The 17,598-nt window shown below is 65.9% G+C and carries 13 protein-coding genes; 7 read left to right on the top strand and 6 right to left on the bottom strand.

From position 1 onward, the window contains the following. Position 1: 1 nt before the first annotated feature. Positions 2-298 (bottom strand): hypothetical protein, encoded by a 297-nt coding sequence (locus BW730_RS04150; protein WP_077685155.1) that lies wholly within the window; start codon positions 296-298, stop codon positions 2-4. Then, positions 295-1,542: an inorganic phosphate transporter gene (locus BW730_RS04155; RefSeq protein WP_145952716.1), complete on the bottom strand. Its 1,248-nt coding sequence runs from the start codon at positions 1,540-1,542 to the stop codon at positions 295-297. Before BW730_RS04155 ends, BW730_RS04150 begins: the two co-directional genes overlap by 4 nt. A gap of 128 nt (positions 1,543-1,670) precedes the next feature. Here BW730_RS04155 and BW730_RS04160 point away from each other — a divergent pair, with 128 nt between their 5' ends. The 4 genes from BW730_RS04160 to BW730_RS04175 all read left to right on the top strand — a co-directional run bounded on the left by BW730_RS04160 (position 1,671) and on the right by BW730_RS04175 (position 5,610). Beyond that, on the top strand, positions 1,671-2,363 hold the full coding sequence (locus BW730_RS04160) for a M48 family metallopeptidase (protein WP_077685156.1): 693 nt from the start codon (positions 1,671-1,673) through the stop codon (positions 2,361-2,363). After that, the gene (locus BW730_RS04165; RefSeq protein WP_145952717.1) at positions 2,360-3,256 is read left to right on the top strand and encodes a 3-methyladenine DNA glycosylase; all 897 of its coding nucleotides are present in this window, start codon (positions 2,360-2,362) and stop codon (positions 3,254-3,256) included. The genes BW730_RS04160 and BW730_RS04165 overlap by 4 nt, the downstream gene beginning before the upstream one ends. Positions 3,257-3,382: 126 nt before the next feature. Then, positions 3,383-4,552: a L,D-transpeptidase family protein gene (locus BW730_RS04170; protein WP_226997064.1), complete on the top strand. Its 1,170-nt coding sequence runs from the start codon at positions 3,383-3,385 to the stop codon at positions 4,550-4,552. A gap of 116 nt (positions 4,553-4,668) precedes the next feature. Further along, positions 4,669-5,610, top strand: a complete 942-nt coding sequence (locus tag BW730_RS04175; RefSeq protein ID WP_077685158.1) for a hypothetical protein — start codon at positions 4,669-4,671, stop codon at positions 5,608-5,610. Here BW730_RS04175 and BW730_RS04180 read toward each other — a convergent pair. Beyond that, positions 5,607-6,239 carry a hypothetical protein gene (locus BW730_RS04180; protein ID WP_077685159.1) on the bottom strand — a complete coding sequence of 211 codons (633 nt, stop codon included), beginning with the start codon at positions 6,237-6,239 and terminating at the stop codon, positions 5,607-5,609. The genes BW730_RS04175 and BW730_RS04180 overlap by 4 nt on opposite strands. A gap of 83 nt (positions 6,240-6,322) precedes the next feature. Between BW730_RS04180 and BW730_RS04185 the strand changes: the two genes are divergently transcribed. The 3 genes from BW730_RS04185 (at position 6,323) to leuS (ending at position 10,754) form a co-directional block, all read left to right on the top strand. Continuing rightward, positions 6,323-7,213 carry a DUF4192 family protein gene (locus BW730_RS04185; RefSeq protein WP_077685160.1) on the top strand — a complete coding sequence of 297 codons (891 nt, stop codon included), beginning with the start codon at positions 6,323-6,325 and terminating at the stop codon, positions 7,211-7,213. A 50-nt stretch (positions 7,214-7,263) separates the two neighbouring features. After that, the gene (locus BW730_RS04190; RefSeq protein ID WP_158522467.1) at positions 7,264-8,184 is read left to right on the top strand and encodes a carbohydrate kinase family protein; all 921 of its coding nucleotides are present in this window, start codon (positions 7,264-7,266) and stop codon (positions 8,182-8,184) included. Between the two features lie 101 nt (positions 8,185-8,285). Further along, on the top strand, positions 8,286-10,754 hold the full coding sequence (gene leuS, locus BW730_RS04195; RefSeq protein WP_077685162.1) for a leucine--tRNA ligase: 2,469 nt from the start codon (positions 8,286-8,288) through the stop codon (positions 10,752-10,754). Positions 10,755-10,895: 141 nt separating this feature from the next. On the opposite strand, the gene BW730_RS04200 is transcribed toward leuS, so the two are convergent. The 3 genes from BW730_RS04200 to BW730_RS04210 all read right to left on the bottom strand — a co-directional run bounded on the left by BW730_RS04200 (position 10,896) and on the right by BW730_RS04210 (position 17,052). Then, complete coding sequence (locus BW730_RS04200; RefSeq protein WP_077685163.1) at positions 10,896-11,180, bottom strand: hypothetical protein; 285 nt, start codon at positions 11,178-11,180, stop codon at positions 10,896-10,898. Between the two features lie 226 nt (positions 11,181-11,406). Next, the gene (locus BW730_RS04205) at positions 11,407-12,717 is read right to left on the bottom strand and encodes an ISL3 family transposase (RefSeq protein WP_145952651.1); all 1,311 of its coding nucleotides are present in this window, start codon (positions 12,715-12,717) and stop codon (positions 11,407-11,409) included. Between the two features lie 327 nt (positions 12,718-13,044). Continuing rightward, positions 13,045-17,052 (bottom strand): YobI family P-loop NTPase, encoded by a 4,008-nt coding sequence (locus tag BW730_RS04210; protein WP_145952718.1) that lies wholly within the window; start codon positions 17,050-17,052, stop codon positions 13,045-13,047. Between the last annotated feature and the right edge of the window lie 546 nt (positions 17,053-17,598).

The following is a 17,598-nucleotide window of genomic DNA, read 5'->3' on the forward strand; positions in this document are numbered from 1 at the left end:
GTCACTTCGTCTGGAAGGTCGGGATGATGCCGTCGAAGACGACGCGCATGCCGAGACCGCTCGCGACGATCGTGCCGATGCCGACCACGATGGCGAGGATCACGATGCCGAAGCAGACCCCGGCGAGCACCTTGCCGACCGGATGCGGCGTGTGGTCGGTGGCGTCGACGTCGGCCCCGACGCCGTAAGAGAGCGCGCGCACGCCCAGCGCGAAGATGGTTGGCAGGCCAGCGCCGAGCAGCAGCCCGGCAAGCAGCACGTGCCATGCGCCCTCGAGGGCGAGCCACAGGTTGTTCATCGCTTGCTCCTGGAGGCCTTGACCCCTGCTCCGACGGGCTCGGGCAGCGTCCGGTTGGTGACGTCCTCGACCCACTCGTCGTTGACGTTGCTCGAGTCGACCGGCTTGCGACGCGAATGCACGTACATCCAGGAGGAGAGCGCAACCAGGATCAGGAAGATCACGATGGGGCCGGCCAGGCCGCCGATGGTGTGGCCGATGAACCAGGTCAGCGCGCCGACCGCAGCGGCGGCGGGCAGTGTCACGCCCCAGGCGATCAGCATCCGCACCGCGACGCTCCAGTTGACCTTCGCGCCGCGCTTGCCGAGGCCGCTACCGAGGATCGAGCCGGTCGCGACGTGTGTCGTGGACAGGGCGAAGCCGAGGTGGCTGGAGGCCAGGATGACCGCGGCTGAGGACGACTCGGCGGCCATGCCCTGCGGGGAACTGATCTCGACGAGACCCTTGCCGAGCGTGCGGATGATGCGCCAGCCGCCGATATAGGTGCCGAGCGCGATGGCAAGCGCGCAGCAGAGCTTCACCCAGAACGGGACCTGATGCAGGTTCGTCCAGGAACCGGTGGCGATGAGAGCGAGGGTGATGACGCCCATCGTCTTCTGCGCGTCGTTGGTGCCGTGGGCGAGGGAGACCAGCGATGCCGAGCCGATCTGGCCCCAGCGGAAGCCGGAGTCGCGGTACTTGGCCGCCACATTGTTGGTGATCTTGTAGATCAGCCAGGTGCCGACCGCGGCGACCGCGATGGCGATCGCGGGGGAGAGCAGCGCGGGGAGGATGACCTTGCCGACGACGCCGTCGAGCTTGGTGCCGTCGCCGACCCACTTGACGCCCGCGGGGCCGAGGCCGGCCATCGTGGCGCCGATCAGGCCGCCGAACAACGCGTGGGACGAGCTGGAGGGAAGGCCCAACAGCCAGGTCAGGAGATTCCACAGGATCGCGCCGACCAGGCCAGCGAGCACGATCAGCAGCAAGGCCTGCCCTCCGTCGGCAAGCAACTCAGGCCTCGGCGCCCCCGTCGAGTCCTGGATGCGGACGACCGCGTTGGTGACGGTCAGGGCGACCTCCACCGACAGGAACGCTCCGATGAGGTTCAGGCCTGCCGACAGTGCGACTGCGGCCTTGGGTTTGAGGGCACCGGTGGCGATGGAGGTAGCCATCGCGTTACCGGTGTCATGGAATCCATTGGTGAAGTCGAACACCAGTGCGGTGACGACGACGAGACAAAGCACGACCAGTTCGGGGGGCACGGGCACTAGTTTGCTCTGTGTTGGGCAAAATCTCATCATCGGGGTCGGACTTCAGCGATTCGAACGATCACAATGCCCCTGACAAGGGGTGGGGCAGAGTGTCACCCGGCGCGTCTACCATTTCGTGCATGCGCCGCCGTCCCACTTCGTACCTGCTGAGCCATGGTGGTCATGCCGTCGAGGTGACCTACAAGGACGTCAAGAACCTGCGTCTCAGGGTGCTCGCTCCCGACGGGAGGCTTGCGATCTCGGTGCCCCGACACGTCGACGAGCGAAGCGTCAAGGCGTTCATCGAGGCCAACTCCGCGTGGATCGCCCGGTCGCAGCAGCGGGTCCGGATGGCGAGTCCCGTCAAGGAGCCACTGGTCGACGGCGGCAGGGCGCGGCTGTGGGGCCAGTGGCGCGAACTGCGGGTCACGGACGGGCCGCGTGCGTCGGCCCGGCTCGACGGGCAGGTGATCTCCCTGACCGGCCCCGACGACGACGGCCTGGCGCGAGCGCTTGACGCCCTGTACCGCCGCGAACTGCGCGATCGGCTTCCCGACCTGGCGACCGACTGGCAGGCGCGGATGGGCAAGGAGGCCAGCGAGGTGAAGCTGCGCCGGATGACGTCGCGGTGGGGAACCTGCAACACGCGCAGCCGCGCCATCACCCTCAACGTGGCGCTCGCCGAGCACGACCCGAGCGCCCTGGAGTACGTGCTCGTGCACGAACTGGCCCACTTGTGGGAGCGCGGCCATGGCCCGCGGTTCACCGCCGTGATGGACAGGCACCTTCCCGACTGGCGCAGGCGCCGCGCCGCGCTGCGGGGGCAGCCGTGAACGTGCTGCGCGAGTCCGAGTGGCGCGAGAGGGCGGCGCGGCACCGCGCGAGGGTTGAGCCGGAACTTGCCGACGTCATCGCCCGCCGTGACCGGGGCATCAAGCATCCGATCGACGACTTCCTGTTCCACTACTACACCCTGCGCCCCAGCCACCTCCTGCAGTGGCACCCGGGCGTCGGGCACGCCGTCGACGCAGGCGAGGCCTTGCTCGGCCACCCGTTCCACGCGGCCCACGGAGACGGGTCGGTCACGCTTGACGTCGCGGGGTTCATGGCCAAGCGGGGTCGCACGGTCGCGACCGCCGAGCGGTTGCTCAGGGCGAGCGCGGCCGCGACCCCCAGGTTCGGCTGCTTCGGAATGCACGAGTGGGCGATGGTCTACCGGTTGGAGCAGGGCGAGACGCGGCACCCCTACCTGAAGCTCCGCTTCCCGCCCGATGAACTGGCCGCGATCGTCGAGGAGGTCGGCTGCCGCTGCTCGCACTTCGACGCCTTCCGCTTCTTCACCCCCGCCGCGCGTCCGCTGAACCTGCTGACCCCGACGCGGGAGACCCAGCCCGACCTTGACCAGCCCGGCTGCCTACACGTCAACATGGATCTCTATCGGTGGGCGGGGAAGCTGTCGCCGGCCGTGCCGTCGGAACTGCTCTTCGACACCTTCCTGCTCGCCCGCGACATCCGCGAGGTCGACATGGCGGCCTCCGCCTACGACCTGACCTCTTGGGGGCTCGAGCCGATCCGCGTCGAGACTTCCGAGGGGCGGGCCAGTTACGCGGCTAGCCAGCGGAGATTTGCGGAGCGCGCGGCGCCGCTCCGCGCGGCCCTGATCGGCGTCGTCGACGCGCTCGTCGCCCGATCCGACGCAACCATTCCGGCGTCTCGCGGCGTATAGGGGGTGTCACACCAATCGAAAGGTCAGGCCATGAAGCGACACCCCGACGCAGGAACACGGGACGCGTGCGATAGCGTCGTATGCTGCCCTAGGCCTGTCACCGCCCTTCCCCCTGTGAGGTCACACGTGAATTCTTCGACCGCCCGTCGTGGGCTCGTCGCGATCGTCGCCGTCGCGTCGCTCGCGTTGGCCGCCTGCGCACCCCAGAACATCGGCGCCGCGCCGGCCGATCAGCCGAAGCCGACCGAGGTGCCGAGCGTCGCGACGCCCGAGGTGACCCCCACTGAGGCACCCGCGGAACAGCCGACGCCCGAACCGAGCGTCGAGCCGTCCGCCGAGGAGATCCCCGACGATCCCGCACAGCCGGTCGAGTCGGAGACCCCCGAGGCCGAGCCGGCCGCGCCCGCCATGATGAAGCAGGGCGACGACACCGAGCAGGTCCGCGAACTGCAGCACCGGCTCCTCCAGTTGGAGTGGTTCGAGGGCAAGATCACCAGCAGCTACGGCGACCAGACCCGGCTCGCCGTCGAGGGCTTCCAGGCCAAGCGCGGGATGAAGGCCACCGGCGAGGTCGACAAGGCCACCTGGGACAAGTTGGTCTCGATGACGCGCCAGCCGACCAAGGACGAGATGCACAACGTGCTCACGGCCGGCCCCGCGCTGCTGTCCTCCGGCGACAAGGGCGACAAGGTCAAGGACCTGCAGGCGCGCCTCAAGCAACTCGACTGGTACGAGCCGAAGATCGACGGCGTCTACGGCGCCAAGACCGTCTCCGCTGTCAAGGGGTTCCAGGGCAAGCGCGAGATCCCCGTCACGGGCGAGGTCGACCAGCGAACGCTTGACCGCCTCACTGCCATGACCCGCAAGCCAACCACCGACGAACTCAACAACGTGGTCGCAAAGCCCAAGCCCTCGTCGATGAACCTCGACGACCGCTGCCTGCAGGGCCGCGTCGTGTGCATCTCGAAGAAGCAGCGCAAGCTGGCGCTCGTGGTCGACGGCACGATCCAGATGTCGATGGACGTGCGCTTCGGCTCGGAGCTGACGCCTACCCGCAACGGTGTCTTCTCCGTCGGGTGGAAGTCCCGCAACCACGTGTCCAAGCTGTACGGCTCGAAGATGCCGTACGCGCTGTTCTTCAGCGGCGGCCAGGCCGTGCACTACTCGTCCGACTTCGCGGCCCGCGGCTACAACGGTTCCTCCCACGGCTGCGTCAACGTCCGCAACAAGGAGAAGGTCGCGGCGCTGTTCGACGCGGTCAGTGTTGGAGACAAGGTCGTGGTCTACACCGGCTAGGCCCGCTAGGGGTTCACCCCCACCAGAGGGCGATAAGGATCGCGACCCCGGTCCCATGAGCTTGGCCACCTGACTGGGTTAAGCTCACTCCCGAAACGACCGGAAAGGGACCGTCAGTGACGTTCGAAATCGCGCTCGCCATCGCCATGCAGGTGGTTGGCTCGTTCCTCTTCGCCAGTGGTGCGATCCTCCAGAGTCTCGGCGTGAAGTCGACGTTCGATCCGAACGCGGTGGCCTCGTCGAACCAGCTCTCCATCAAGGGGTTGCTCAGCCTCTTCAAGATCCGCAAGTGGCTGCTAGGCCTGCTGTTCGTGTTCCTCGGCGCCGCGATCCACCTGACCGCGCTCAGCTTCGCGCCCGTGTCGGTGGTGCAGCCGGTCGGCATCCTGGCGGTGCCGTGGTCGGTGCTGCTCGCGGCGCGCATCCACAAGCACAAGGTCAGCCACAAGGTCTGGATCGCCGTCGGTATCACGGTCGCGGGCGTGATCGGCTTCACCGTCTTCTCGTCGCTGTTCGCCAAGGGTGACCGCGAGGTGACGTTCCAGCCGGTGCTGATCTCCTTCCTGGTCGTGTGCGCCGTCTGCGCCGTGCTGTCCTTCTTCGCCACCAGGGCGGCCCCGTGGGCGAAGGCGATGCTCTGGTCTGCCGTCGGTGCCACGTTCTACGGGCTGGCATCTGGCCTCATGAAGCACGCGATGGACCTGGTGCAGAAGCACAACCACCAGTTGACGAGTTGGACGTTCATCGCCTCGGTCGCGATGATGCTTGCCTGCTACGGGCTGGGTGTCTGGATGATTCAGCAGGGTTATGCCTCTGGCCCGGCCGAGATCACCGTCGGCACCATGACCACCGTCGACCCCTTTGTCGCCGTCTTGTTCGGGCTGATCGTGCTCGGCGAGGGCGGCGCCATGGGGCCTTGGCCGATGCTCGGGATGGCCGTGACGGGCGCGGTGGCCGTGGCAGGCGTCGTGATTCTCTCGAAGGAACACCCCGACGCCGTCGAGGAGCGCGAGCGGGCCTCCGCGACCGCCGAGGCAACCGGGGCCAGCGGCTCCTAGCCTGCCTTGATCGGCAGCGCGTTCAGCGCGGTGCGACCCGACGGGGTCGCGAGCACGATCGTCGAATCGGCGTTGGGCATGTGGAACGAGACCTCGCCCTCGTACGGGCTGCCTGAGCGCACGGTGAACCCGCTCGGATCGTCGGGGTCGTAGCTGGCCCGGGTGCCGTTGGCGAACGCGAAGAGGCTGAACCCGTACTCCCCGTCCTGCACGTCCACCCTGATCTTCGCGGTGAGGACGTCGCCCGACCAGGAGTAGCTCACGATCTCGAAGGTGCCGTTGCCGTTGCCCTCGAACGGGATCCAGTTGCCGGTGCGCTCGGGGCTCGGCGCGACCGACGACTGCGCCGTGGGCGTCGGGCTCGCCGTCGCCTCGGGGTCGCCGCCGCCGAGCAGCAGCATCCCGCCGATGATCGCCGCGACGATGGCGACCGCGCCCAGCACGATCCACAGCGACGAACTCGGACGCTTCGGCGGTTCGAGGTCCTGGTACGACGGCGGAGGCGTCGGCTGCTGCCCGAACGGGGCACGCGGGTCGCGGCCCTGGGCGTCCTGGAACTCGGTGGGGCGCCAGTTGGGATCCTGCGACGCCCACGGCGAGTTGTTCTGCGGCCACTGCGAGTTGCTCATGATGAGGCAAGCCTACCCAGCGCGGTTGTCCACAGCCTGACAATGGCTTGGAACTTTCCGGCGGTGGCGCCGGAGAAAGAGGCATGACGACACCACTGATCCGCGGCACCAGCCGCGCCGACCTGCTCGCGCTGCCCGCCATCATGCTCGGCTTCCACCCGCACGACTCGTGCGTCGTCCTTGCCCTGGACGGCGCACGCGTCAAGTTCTGCGCCCGCGCCGACCTGGACTGGTTCTCCACGGCCTTCGAACGGATCGCCGACCAGATCCTCACCTCCGCCGAGAACGTGGGCGCGGGCGAGTTCGTGGTGCTCGGTTACGGCGACCCGGATCTCGCCTCGATCGCGGTGTCCGAACTGGTCGACGTGATCGGGCCGCACAACGTCATCGAGGCGCTGCTCACGGACGGCAGGAGTTACTGGAGCCTGACCTCGCCGGGTGAGCCGGTCCGCTACCGCTTCGACACCAGTTCAGTCGCGGCCCAAGCCGTCTACGAGGGCCTCGTCGTGTGCGACGACCGCGACGAGGCCCTCGTCCCCGTCCGGGCCTCTGCACCTCCGGCTGAGCATGTGGTGCTGTCGGCGGAGCGCTCGGTGGCGCGGCTGTCGAGCGCGCGGGGGCTGCGGAGGCTCCAGGCGCTTGCCGAGGGAGGCCCGCTTTCTGACCCCGACGCGCTGCAACTCGCCGTGCTGCTGGCCGATGAGGACCGGTTCTCGGCGGTGCTGACGCAACTGACCATGAGCTCCGCCGACGCCTACTGGGAGCGACTCGTGGAGGCCCGCTCGGTCTGCCCGGAGCGCCACGAGCCGAACCTGCTCGCGCTCCTGGCGCTCGCCTCCTGGCTCTCCGGCAGGGGAGCGGCGCATGCGTCGTGTCTCGAACAGTTGGCGCGCAGGTCGCCCGACCATCCAGTCCTCGGGCTGCTGTTCCGGCTGCACCGCGACGGGGTCCCTCCCAGGCTGTGGGACGGATGAGCCGTCGGGGTGGCGTCGCGGCCTGTCAGCGGTGCCGTAAGGTTTGGCCCATGCGTTTTGTGGTGTGCGGCGAGGCCCTGATCGACCTGATGCCGGAAGAGAGCATCTCCCCCGAGGAGAGCCGTTGGATCGCCCGATCCGGAGGTGGCCCGCTGAACACGGCGGCCGCCCTTGCCAAGCTGGGAGAGGACTCCCACTTCCTCGGCAGGCTCAGCACCGATGCGTTCGGGCGTCAGCTCCGCAGCCATCTCGAGGCGGCCGGCGTCAACACCGACCTCTCGGTGACCACGGACGAGCCCACCTCGGTCGCCGTGGTGTCGCTCGACGACGAGGGCAAGGCCAGCTACAACTTCCACTTCGACGGCACCTCGAACTTCAACTGGCAGGCCGCCGAGTTCCCGCAACTCGAGGAGGGCGACTGGCTGCACTTCGGCTCGATCGGCTCCGTGATCGGTCCCGGCGCCAAGCACGTTCTCGACTTCGTCTCACGCACCGACGCCGCCACGAGCTTTGACATCAACGTGCGCCCGTCGACGCTTCCCGACAGGGCGAACTACTTCGCGCTCGTCTCCGACCTGATGGCCGCGGTCGGCCGCGGCGGGGGCATCGTCAAGGCCAGCGACGAGGACATCGCGTGGCTCGTCGACGACGAGGAGAACCCGCTCGGCTACGCGCAGGCGTGGGCCGAGGAGTACGGGCTCGCGATGTTCATCGTCACCCTCGGCGGCGACGGCGTCGCGGCGGTGCGCCCCGACGGCCGCATCGCGCAGGTCCCGGGACACAAGGTCGAGGTCGTCGACACCGTCGGCGCCGGAGACACGTTCATGGCTGGTTTCCTGTCCGCCTACGCCGAGGATCCCTCGGATCTCGAGGCGGCCCTGAACAGGGGCGTGGCGGCCGCCGCGATCGTCGTGACCCGGCAGGGCGCGAAGCCCCCGACGCGCGCCGAGGTCGACGCCTTCCTCGGGTGAGACGCCCGCCCCGGCATGGGGGCGACACGGCGCGCCAGCGCTATATTTGGGCCTTCGTGCGCATGTGTGCGCGCGGACGAGTGCGAAAGCAGGAGATCTAAGTGAGCCAAGAGCCGGGTCAGTACGACAAGGTCCAGGCGCAGGAGAAGTGGCAGGCCTTCTGGGAGAAGGACGAGACCTTCCGGCCGCTTGACGACGGCAGCCGCGAGCGTCGCTACGTCCTCGACATGTTCCCGTACCCGTCCGGCGACCTTCACATGGGCCACGCCGAGGCTTACGCGATGGGCGACGTGCTCGCCCGCTACTGGCGCCTCAAGGGCTACGACGTGATGCACCCGATCGGCTGGGACTCCTTCGGCCTGCCCGCCGAGAACGCCGCGATCCGCGCAGACAGCCACCCGTCCGACTGGACCTACGCCAACATCGAGACCCAGGTGCGCTCCTTCAAGCGCTACGGCCTGAGCCTCGACTGGTCGCGCCGCCTGCACACGTCCGACGAGGACTACTACCGCTGGACGCAGTGGCTGTTCCTGCGGTTCTTTGAGCGTGGCCTTGCCTACCGCAAGGACTCCTACGTCAACTGGTGCCCGCAGGACCAGACGGTGCTGGCCAACGAGCAGGTCGTCAACGGGCACTGCGAGCGCTGCGGCGCCGAGGTGACCAAGCGCAAGCTCAACCAGTGGTACTTCAAGATCACCGACTACGCCCAGCAGTTGCTCGACGACATGTCGCAACTGGAGGGCGGCTGGCCAGAGCACGTGCTCGCGATGCAGCGCAACTGGATCGGCCGCTCCGAGGGCGCGCACGTCGACTTCACCGTCCAGGGTCGCGAAGAGCCCATCACGGTCTTCACGACCCGCCCCGACACGCTGTTCGGCGCGACCTTCATGGTGGTCGCCCCCGACTCCGACCTGGCCCAGGAACTGGTCAGCGACGAGCAGCGTGAGGCCTTCGACGCCTACCTGACCGAGGTTAAGAAGACCACCGAGATCGAGCGCCAGTCGACCGAACACGTCAAGACGGGCGTGTGGCTCGGCCGCTCCGCCACGAACCCCGTCAACGGCGAACAGATCCCGATCTGGGCCGCCGACTACGTGCTGGCCGACTACGGCACCGGCGCCATCATGGCGGTGCCTGCGCACGACCAGCGCGACCTGGATTTCGCCCGCGCCTACGACCTTCCCGTCCGGATGGTCATCGACGTCGACGGCACCGACCCCGCGGAGACCGGCGTCGCGACCAGCGGCGACGGCGCCTACGTCAACTCGGGCCTGCTCGACGGGCTCAGCGACAAGGCCTCCGGCGTCGCCAAGATCACCGGCCAGTTGGAGTCCGAGGGCCGCGGCACCGGAACGGTGCAGTTCAGGCTGCGCGACTGGCTGCTGTCGCGCCAGCGCTACTGGGGCTGCCCGATCCCGATCGTGCACTGCGACGTCGACGGCGAGGTCCCGGTTCCCGACGACCAGTTGCCGGTGCGACTGCCGATGCTGCGCGGCCAGGAGTTGGCGCCCAAGGGCACCTCGCCGCTGGCTTCGGCGACCGACTGGGTGCAGACCACCTGCCCCAAGTGCGGCGGGCCCGCGCGCCGAGACACCGACACGATGGACACCTTCGTCGACTCGTCGTGGTACTTCTTCCGCTACTGCTCGCCCGGCTTCGAGGGCGGCCCGTTCGACTCCGCGGCCGTGGCCCGCTGGATGCCCGTCGACCAGTACGTCGGCGGCGTCGAGCACGCGATCCTGCACCTGCTGTACATGCGCTTCTTCACGAAGGTGCTGCGCGACCTCGGCATGGTCGACTTCGACGAGCCGATGCTGCGGCTTCTCAACCAGGGCCAGGTCATCAACCAGGGCAAGGCCATGAGTAAGTCGCTCGGCAACGGCGTCGACCTCGGCAAGCAGATCGACGAGTTCGGCGTCGATGCCGTCCGGCTCACGATGATCTTCGCCGGACCGCCGGAGGATGACATCGACTGGGCGGACATGTCGCCCGCGTCGAGCCTGAAGTTCCTGCAGCGCGCCTACCGGCTGGCCTCCGACGTGGCCTCCCCGGTCGGGATCGACTTCGCTTCCGGCGATAAGGACCTGCGCAAGGCCACGCACAAGGCGATCACCGAGGTGTCGACGCTGCTCGACTCCGGCCGCTTCAACGTGGCGGTCGCCCGCACCATGGAACTTGTCAACGCCGCGCGCAAGACCATCGACGGCGCTGCAGGCGCCGCCGACCCGGCCGTGCGCGAGGCCGTCATGTTTGTGGCGCAGTCGCTCAGCCTGGTCGCCCCGTACGTGGCCGAAGAGATGTGGGCGGCCATCGGCCTGCCCCCGTCGATCGCCAACAGCCAGTGGCCGGTCGCCGACGCGTCCCTGACGGTCGACGACACGGCGACCATGGTCGTCCAGATCCAGGGCAAGATCCGCGCAAAGCTGGAGGTGGCCGCCGACATCACGGAGGAGGCCGCGCTCGAGTTGGCGCTCGCCGACGACGGCGTGCAGCGCTCGCTCGACGGCCGGGAGGTCATCAAGGTGATCGCCCGGCTGCCCAAGATGCTGAGCCTCGTGCCCGGCAAGTAGTGCGCTAGACAGGGACGCCCGGATCGGTTGCCGATCCGGGCGTCGCTGTCTTGTCGCAAGGGCGGTCGCTCAGCGGGTCAGCCCACCGAGGTTCGCAAGCTTCTCGTCCACGAGCCCGCGGTGACCTGTACTAGTAGACGGTCAGACATCCTGGCCATCGAGATCTGCAAAGAGGGCCTGCAGGCTCTCTTCGCCGGCCTGGGTGTCAGGTGGGGTGATCCGCACTGGCTCCAGCGGGTAGGTGTACTCGTACGCACTAGGATCGCCGGCTCTCACCTCGATCTTCGCCGACGCGATCCTCCCCAGTGAATCAAGGCGCACCTCATAGCCAATCGCATTCATTGCTTCTGGCCCCAGCATGTTCCTGATCATGAGCCAGCCCTCTTCAAGCGCCTCTGGGGCTTCATCGGTCACGTTCGCGATCACCGCATCGTGGGACAGTAGGCCAACGATTGCCCCGTCGGGTCCCGAGTTCGCTGAGATTGCTCCCTGAAGCCAGAAGAGCGGACGTGTTGCTCCAAAGGCCGGAAAGTCGACGCCTTCCGTCTTGAACCAGCGAGACTCGTGCTCTGACGCGTCGGGTGCGTTCGGCACGCAGAGCCAGGCAGTGCGACCCACAGCCACGGCCATGTTGCCCTTCAGCTTTCCGGGCTCATCCGATTTGAGGGTGTAGGCGGGGTCTGAATCCGCCGGCTTCGAGGAGGCAGCGGGCGATGTAGTGGGTCAGGTTGCGGAACCCGAGAGCGGAGCCGCGGAGGTGTTCGAGGCGGCCGTTGAGGGCTTCTGTGGGACCATTGCTGGTGCCGGGCCGGTCGAAGAAGTTCAACACATCGATCGCGCGGCGTTTCAGGGTGTGACCCAGGCGGACCAGTTCAGTCAGCTCAGCGGGGACGCCGGTGGCGATCGCATCGATCACGCTGGCCATGAGGTGGCGGCCGAGTGTGCGGTCTTTGCAGCGGTAGGCCTGGACGAGGCGCTGGTAGATGCCCCACGTGGCTTCGACCTCGACGTGGTTCTGGTCGCCGAACAGGTCTTCGAGCCGTGTGACTTGTTTGTCGGTGAGTAGATCGGCGCCGGTGAGTAGGGTGCGGCGGGCTTGATAGAGCGGGTCCCCGCGGCGGCCTCGATGCCCCATGGTGGCTTGTTGGACGCGTTGGCGGCATTTGTCGACAGCCTCCCCGGCCAGGCGCACGACGTGGAACGGGTCCATCACCGCAGCTGCGTCGGGGAGTTCCTCGGCGGCGGCGGTTTTGAAGCCGGTGAACCCGTCCATCGCCACGACTTCCACGCCGGCCCGCCAGGCGGCTGGACGGGCAGCGAGCCAGCGTTTGAACACCTGTTTCGAGCGGCCCTCGACCATGTCGAGCAGCCGTGCCGGGCCAGTCCCAGCCGCTACCGGGGTCAGGTCGATGATCACGGTGACGAACTTGTCCCCGGCACGGGTGTGACGCCAGCAATGCTCATCGACCCCGAGCACGGTGACCTGGTCGAACCGGGACGGATCATCGATCAACACCCGACGACCCTCGGCGATGATCGCATCGTTGGCGGTGTCCCACGCCACCGCCAGCCCTTCGGCGACCCTCGCCACGGTGAGGTGCTGACACACGATAGCTTCGAGCGCCCACCGCACCCCACGCCGCGACAGCCGAGCCCTCGGTTCAGCGGCCCGGTCCATGCTCTGGCGCCACACATGACCGCATTCGACACACCGGTACCTGCGCAGCCGCACCCGCAGCACAGTGGGTCTCCAACCGAAGGGCTCGTGAGCCAGGCCTCGGATTACCGTGTCACGCACCAAACCGCGCCCGCCACAGTTGTGGCACCAGTCATCAGCATCCGTGACGCGGCACTCCAGCACCGCCCGGCGCGCGGTCACGTGTTGGCCAGTCACCTCCAACCCGAGCTCGTCGAGGCGGCAGAAGGTCGTCAGATCAGGCGCGGTGAAGGTAGCGTTGAACACGTCGAGGTCTTCCAGATGGACAGCTTAGGAACTTCCATCTTCGGGAGGCCTCGACCCCTCTATCCAGCCGCCACGCCGGAACCCCTACCTACACCCTCAATTGGGAAGAGCCGCTTTCCGGCCACGACTCGCCATGCCATTGCAGGTTCCCGTCCAGCCGATCGCCCGACAGGAGAGCCTCAAGCGTCTTGACACACTGGGGTGCCGAGGCCCAGCGGGCGAACCACACCGGCCTGGCTGACGGCTCCGCCGCAGTCAGTTCCGAGCCGTCGTGTGTCGCGAACGAGGACTGAAGGAGCGGGGCGAAGGCGGACTACTCCTGTTCACTCAGAGGCAGAACCTTGACGAACTCTTGTCTAGCTCGGCTGACCACACGTACACGTCCAGCCTTCCGGAGGCGATCATGAGTTTGCGCGCCCACTGCCCGGCCGGCATCGCGAACTCTGTGTCTGGGGTGCCAAGATTACTGAACGGCTCCCCAACTGAGATCAGGAGGCTTACGAGTTCGTCGGGCGGTAGCGAGTCGTTGAGATCGAACTGGTAAAGGGCATGGTCGGTGAAGTCAAGCGCAGCTGCGAGCCGCCCGAGCTGGTCGGAGGGGACCGGAATCTTGTTGGTGAACGCGTACCGTCCGACAGCTCGGATCGCCTCGTTCGACTGGGCATACTCAGCCATGCCGGCGACCACGGACTCACCGACGTTCCTTGGAAGGTTCTCGTCTGCCAGCATGTCGACAAGGTGCGCGCTGACGAGGGTCGGACTGATGAACTTGGCAACCCCTGGGTGGGCTCTGACGGCTTCGGATACGGATGCCCAGCCCGTCGCGAGGAAGTGTGCGAAGGACTGAGCCGTGTCCTCGATGAGGCCTGCAGTCAAAAGCATCGAGTACAGATCATCCTCGCCCCCCTCCATCCGTTCCACCGGCAGCGGAGTGTGTGGTCTGAGGGTTGAGACAAGCTGGACCATGTGCGATGTCGTCAGCTGAGCGTTCAAGATGCTGATCGCCAGGTCGGTGGTCTCGTCAGCGGTGAGGCCGTCTTTCGGATCGTCAGGCGTTGCCCACGCAATCGTCGATTCGCCGTCCACCAGGAAGGCTGCCAGTGCGTCGTCGGCTCCCCGTTTGGCGCAGTACGTTGCGACATTGGCGGGAGTGGGGGTGACAGCCCGCGCGGACAGGAGCCAGGGCCAGGTCTGCATATCGACAGAGGTGATGTCCGGCAGCGCGGCTTCGGAGCTGACACGTTCCAGAAGTCGAGCAAACTGTTCTGGCATCCAGTCTGTCAGGTGTTCCTCGAGAAGCGCTGCGAGTAGATCCGAACTCTCCAGCACCCAACTTCCGGGGGCTTCCCGAGCCATGACATCGAGGTACTCGCTGATGTGCTCGTGGACGTACGAGCGCACAGCCGCCGAGGTCTCGACGTTGTCCAGGGTCGGGTCGTCCCCGGTGCCGAGTGCCAGGTTGAGGTTGCTGACTGTCAGTTCGTACATCTGTGCGTCGACGAAGAGTTCTCTCATGGGCACACTCAGGACGCCCAGGTCGAACGCGACAATCCCGGCGTCCCGGGCGAAGGAGAACACCACATCCGTGGCATCCCCTTGATCTTGAGTGAATGCCTCGATGCCGGGATACGACTCCTTGAGGAACGCGCGGGTCTCGTCATTGAGTGCGTAACGCTTCGGAGCGTGCGCAACGAGGAGGGCGTGGCTGAGCAACCACCGCCTCGTGTCGAGGCCCAGGATCTGTTGGGCAGCAACCTCAGCGGCCGGGTTCCGCATCGTGGCTTCGTCGGACGTGGCGAGGTAATCGAACAGTCCGGCCCAGGGCACTTCAGCTAGGAGGCCGACGAAGTCGCTTCTGGGCGTTGAGTCGCTCAGGAAGAACCTGTAGAGGAACTGCTTGGCGTCCTCGCTCGGGTTTGACGCGATGTAGGCCGCGACCTCGGAAGCACCCGACACGCGATCCGGGGTCTCAGTCTCATGGACGTCCTCCCGGACTAGGTGAGTGACGATGTCCACGTGGAGCACGCTCGGTGTGCTCGTGAAGTGCTCAGGCACCTGTTCAAGAAGGTGCGTGATGGCGTTCTGTGTGGTGAACACGTGGTTTAGGTCCATCGTCCCCGGTATCACATGGCGGTTGTAGTAGTCGGCAACGTCGGCCCCCGAGAAACCATGGTAGAACTTCGCCGCATATACCGCGAACAACTTGGTGATGTACCCGCGGCGCACCAGTTGGCGGGCGAGGTCAGACTGAAGGACCTCTTCGATGATCTGGTCGAAACCGTGCGACGGAGACTCGCTTGATGTTAGGTCGATCAAGTCTTTGAAATCAGCCGCGCGGATCACTTCTACTTTTCGATCGATCTGGCGACGTTCAGCCTCGAGTTCCTCCACATGGATATCGCGCCAGGTCTGAGGATCGGTGCTGTGAGGAAAGATCGCCTCGAGCTGTTCCTTCGTGAATCCTGCGCGCCCGACACTGACTCCCGCCCCGTCCGGGTCGGCAGCAGCTCGCCACATAGAAACCCCCCGGAACTCATCGGCATTGTAATGAACTCCGTTGACGACCGCTGCTAGTACGTAGGTGGACTGCCGCGCGTCCGCCTTCAGGAATGCATGGAGACGGTCCCCCCAACTTCTGGCCAGAGAGGCCTGTTTGCGGCTGAGAGAATTGTCCGCATCCAGATTTTGCCGTTGACTGAGGAGGTCCTTGACCATCGTGTCGACTGATTCGCGGTGCTTCATGACCAGCACGTCGAGGGTGCTGGTCTGCTGTGGGATGCGCTCGAAATCGGTGAGATGGAAGTTCTTGTACGCGACAAGTGCGAACAGGTGATCTTCCGTCATGCCGGGCGCTGGGGTGGGCGTCCAGAGGAGCCTGTAGGCGAAGACGACGAACTCGTTGCAGATGTTGAGCAGCAGCCTCATGTCGGTGGTGTGACTACCAAGAAGGTCGAGTAGGCCGCGGCTCACGGTGTCTCTTGGCAGACCGTGTTCTTCCAGCGCCGACACGAGATGGTCGCGGGCGTTGACGTGAGTGATGAATGGGACCATCGGAATCACGATCTCGAAGAACTTGGTCCGGTTGGCGCGCTCCACTTCGACGCGTGCAAGGTCTTCAGCGCCACTGTTGGTCGTGTGGGACGTGTCCCGGCTGCCTGCGGTGTTGTCGCCGCCTTGCTTTGGAGTTGCAGCGTCGTTTTCGAGAGATGGCTTGCCATCGCTTGCGCGTTCTGCCGTGTCAGCCTGCTCCGTGCCGGCGGGTAGACGCTTCGGTGTCGTTCCAAGCTTCTCGAACAGGCTGTCCTTGATCGCGTAGATGAAACGGATCGGCTCAGGAGCCATGAGTGCCTTGAGCGTGAGCCTTTCGCCTTTAGTACGGCTCTTCAGTCGTCGGCGAATAAGCTTGATGCGGGCACGGGTGATCAATGATCTGGGGCGGGTGTTGATCAGGGTGTTCAACTCACGCAGGGAGTCAAAAATCTGTGGATCCTCGAACCGGTCGAGGTCCTCGAACACAACGTACCTTGGGCTCTTCACTTCGAAGAAGGTGACGATCTCGTCCAAGTACTCGTCGAAGTAGCTGTCGGACTTTTTGCCCAGAGCAACAGCGGCCCCTGCGGCACTAACTTCGACGATTGCCCGATCCCCAATCATCCATCGAGCCAACGCGGCGGCGATGATCGACAGGACGAACATGGCTAGCAGTCCCCAGAGATGGCCAGTGAGCCAGGACGTGCCATCAGACCATAGGGTCGGTCGAACACCGAACAACCACAGGGTGCCGGTCACTAGCAGCGCGGCAATGACAACCAGTACGACGTCCTTCCACAGCTGGGGCAGTGGCGGGCGGGCAAAGCGTGATGTTCGGATTGTGCCCCGTTTGGGCAGGTAGACCAGTTGCTTGACCAACTCCTTCTGGATGCGGTTCGTCCGGTCCTGTGACGGATCGGGTCCGAGCGTGTTGATGCTGATCCGGACTGTGTCGTCCTGGTGGTTAACGACGAACTGGTCCAGCACGCTGGACTTGCCGGTGCCGTAGCGGCCTGTGAGGGCGATGTTCAGGTTCTTGGGTCCAGTGACAGCCCGCTCAAGCAGGTCGACGTAGAGGCGATGCTCACCCTTGTCGAAGGTTGATCCCAACGTCCTGAGCTCGAAATCCCTTGCCGCGACTCCTTCTGGGACTTTCGACCTGGCACCGTCGACTGCTTGTAGAGCCTCAAGCGACTCAGATGCAACGTGATCTGGCGACGCAGAATCACTGACAACTGGCTCGTTGGTCTGCTCGTCGCCGAGAGTAGAAGGTGACGAGGCGGCGCTGGTGGTGGTCTCTGACACAGGCACAGTATGGCGGAAGCGTCAGACATGCGATGGCGTCTCTGAGCGTTCCCCTCAGGTCGTCGTAGCGAGCCTGCCGGTGTGCCTGCAGAAGCCGGTTCGTCATGCATCTCCACGCCTTGGGCCGAGGGCCTCATGAGTGGGTAGAAGCGGAGCCCGCTACTGGGTGAGTGTGATCAGTCGCAAACCCGATGGGCTCCGGCAACAGGCCGAGGTAGCAATGGGCACACGTTCCCCGTTTGCGACGAGCACATTCGCTGTGGGTGATCTGATGCTGGAGGGGAACTGTACCTCGTGAAGGACGGTTCGCAGTCCCCGCTGCGGCTCAGGCAGTTTGTGCAACTGCGCACGGCTCCAGAGACGGCGCAGTACACGAGCTACTTCCACAGCCGGACTGAAGGGTCAAGCATCCGGATGGTGACATATCAGTACAGCCCAGTAGCCGAGATGCGAGAGGACATCGACTCCTTCAGACACGACCTCGGTGGGTTGGTATGAAACGGGAACTAGATTCGCGCCGCAAGTAGCAGGCTCGACAAGGACATC

This window comes from Tessaracoccus aquimaris (genome assembly GCF_001997345.1).
GTDB classification, from domain to species: domain Bacteria; phylum Actinomycetota; class Actinomycetes; order Propionibacteriales; family Propionibacteriaceae; genus Arachnia; species Arachnia aquimaris.

What these genes read in the sequence shown, in the direction of transcription:
- BW730_RS04180 (WP_077685159.1), bottom strand. Translation starts at nt 6,239, where the DNA reads ATGAGCAACTCGCAGTGGCCGCAGAACAACTCGCCGTGGGCGTCGCAG.
- BW730_RS04160 (WP_077685156.1), top strand. Translation starts at nt 1,671, where the DNA reads ATGCGCCGCCGTCCCACTTCGTACCTGCTGAGCCATGGTGGTCATGCC.
- BW730_RS04185 (WP_077685160.1), top strand. Translation starts at nt 6,323, where the DNA reads ATGACGACACCACTGATCCGCGGCACCAGCCGCGCCGACCTGCTCGCG.
- BW730_RS04190 (WP_158522467.1), top strand. Translation starts at nt 7,264, where the DNA reads ATGCGTTTTGTGGTGTGCGGCGAGGCCCTGATCGACCTGATGCCGGAA.
- BW730_RS04150 (WP_077685155.1), bottom strand. Translation starts at nt 298, where the DNA reads ATGAACAACCTGTGGCTCGCCCTCGAGGGCGCATGGCACGTGCTGCTT.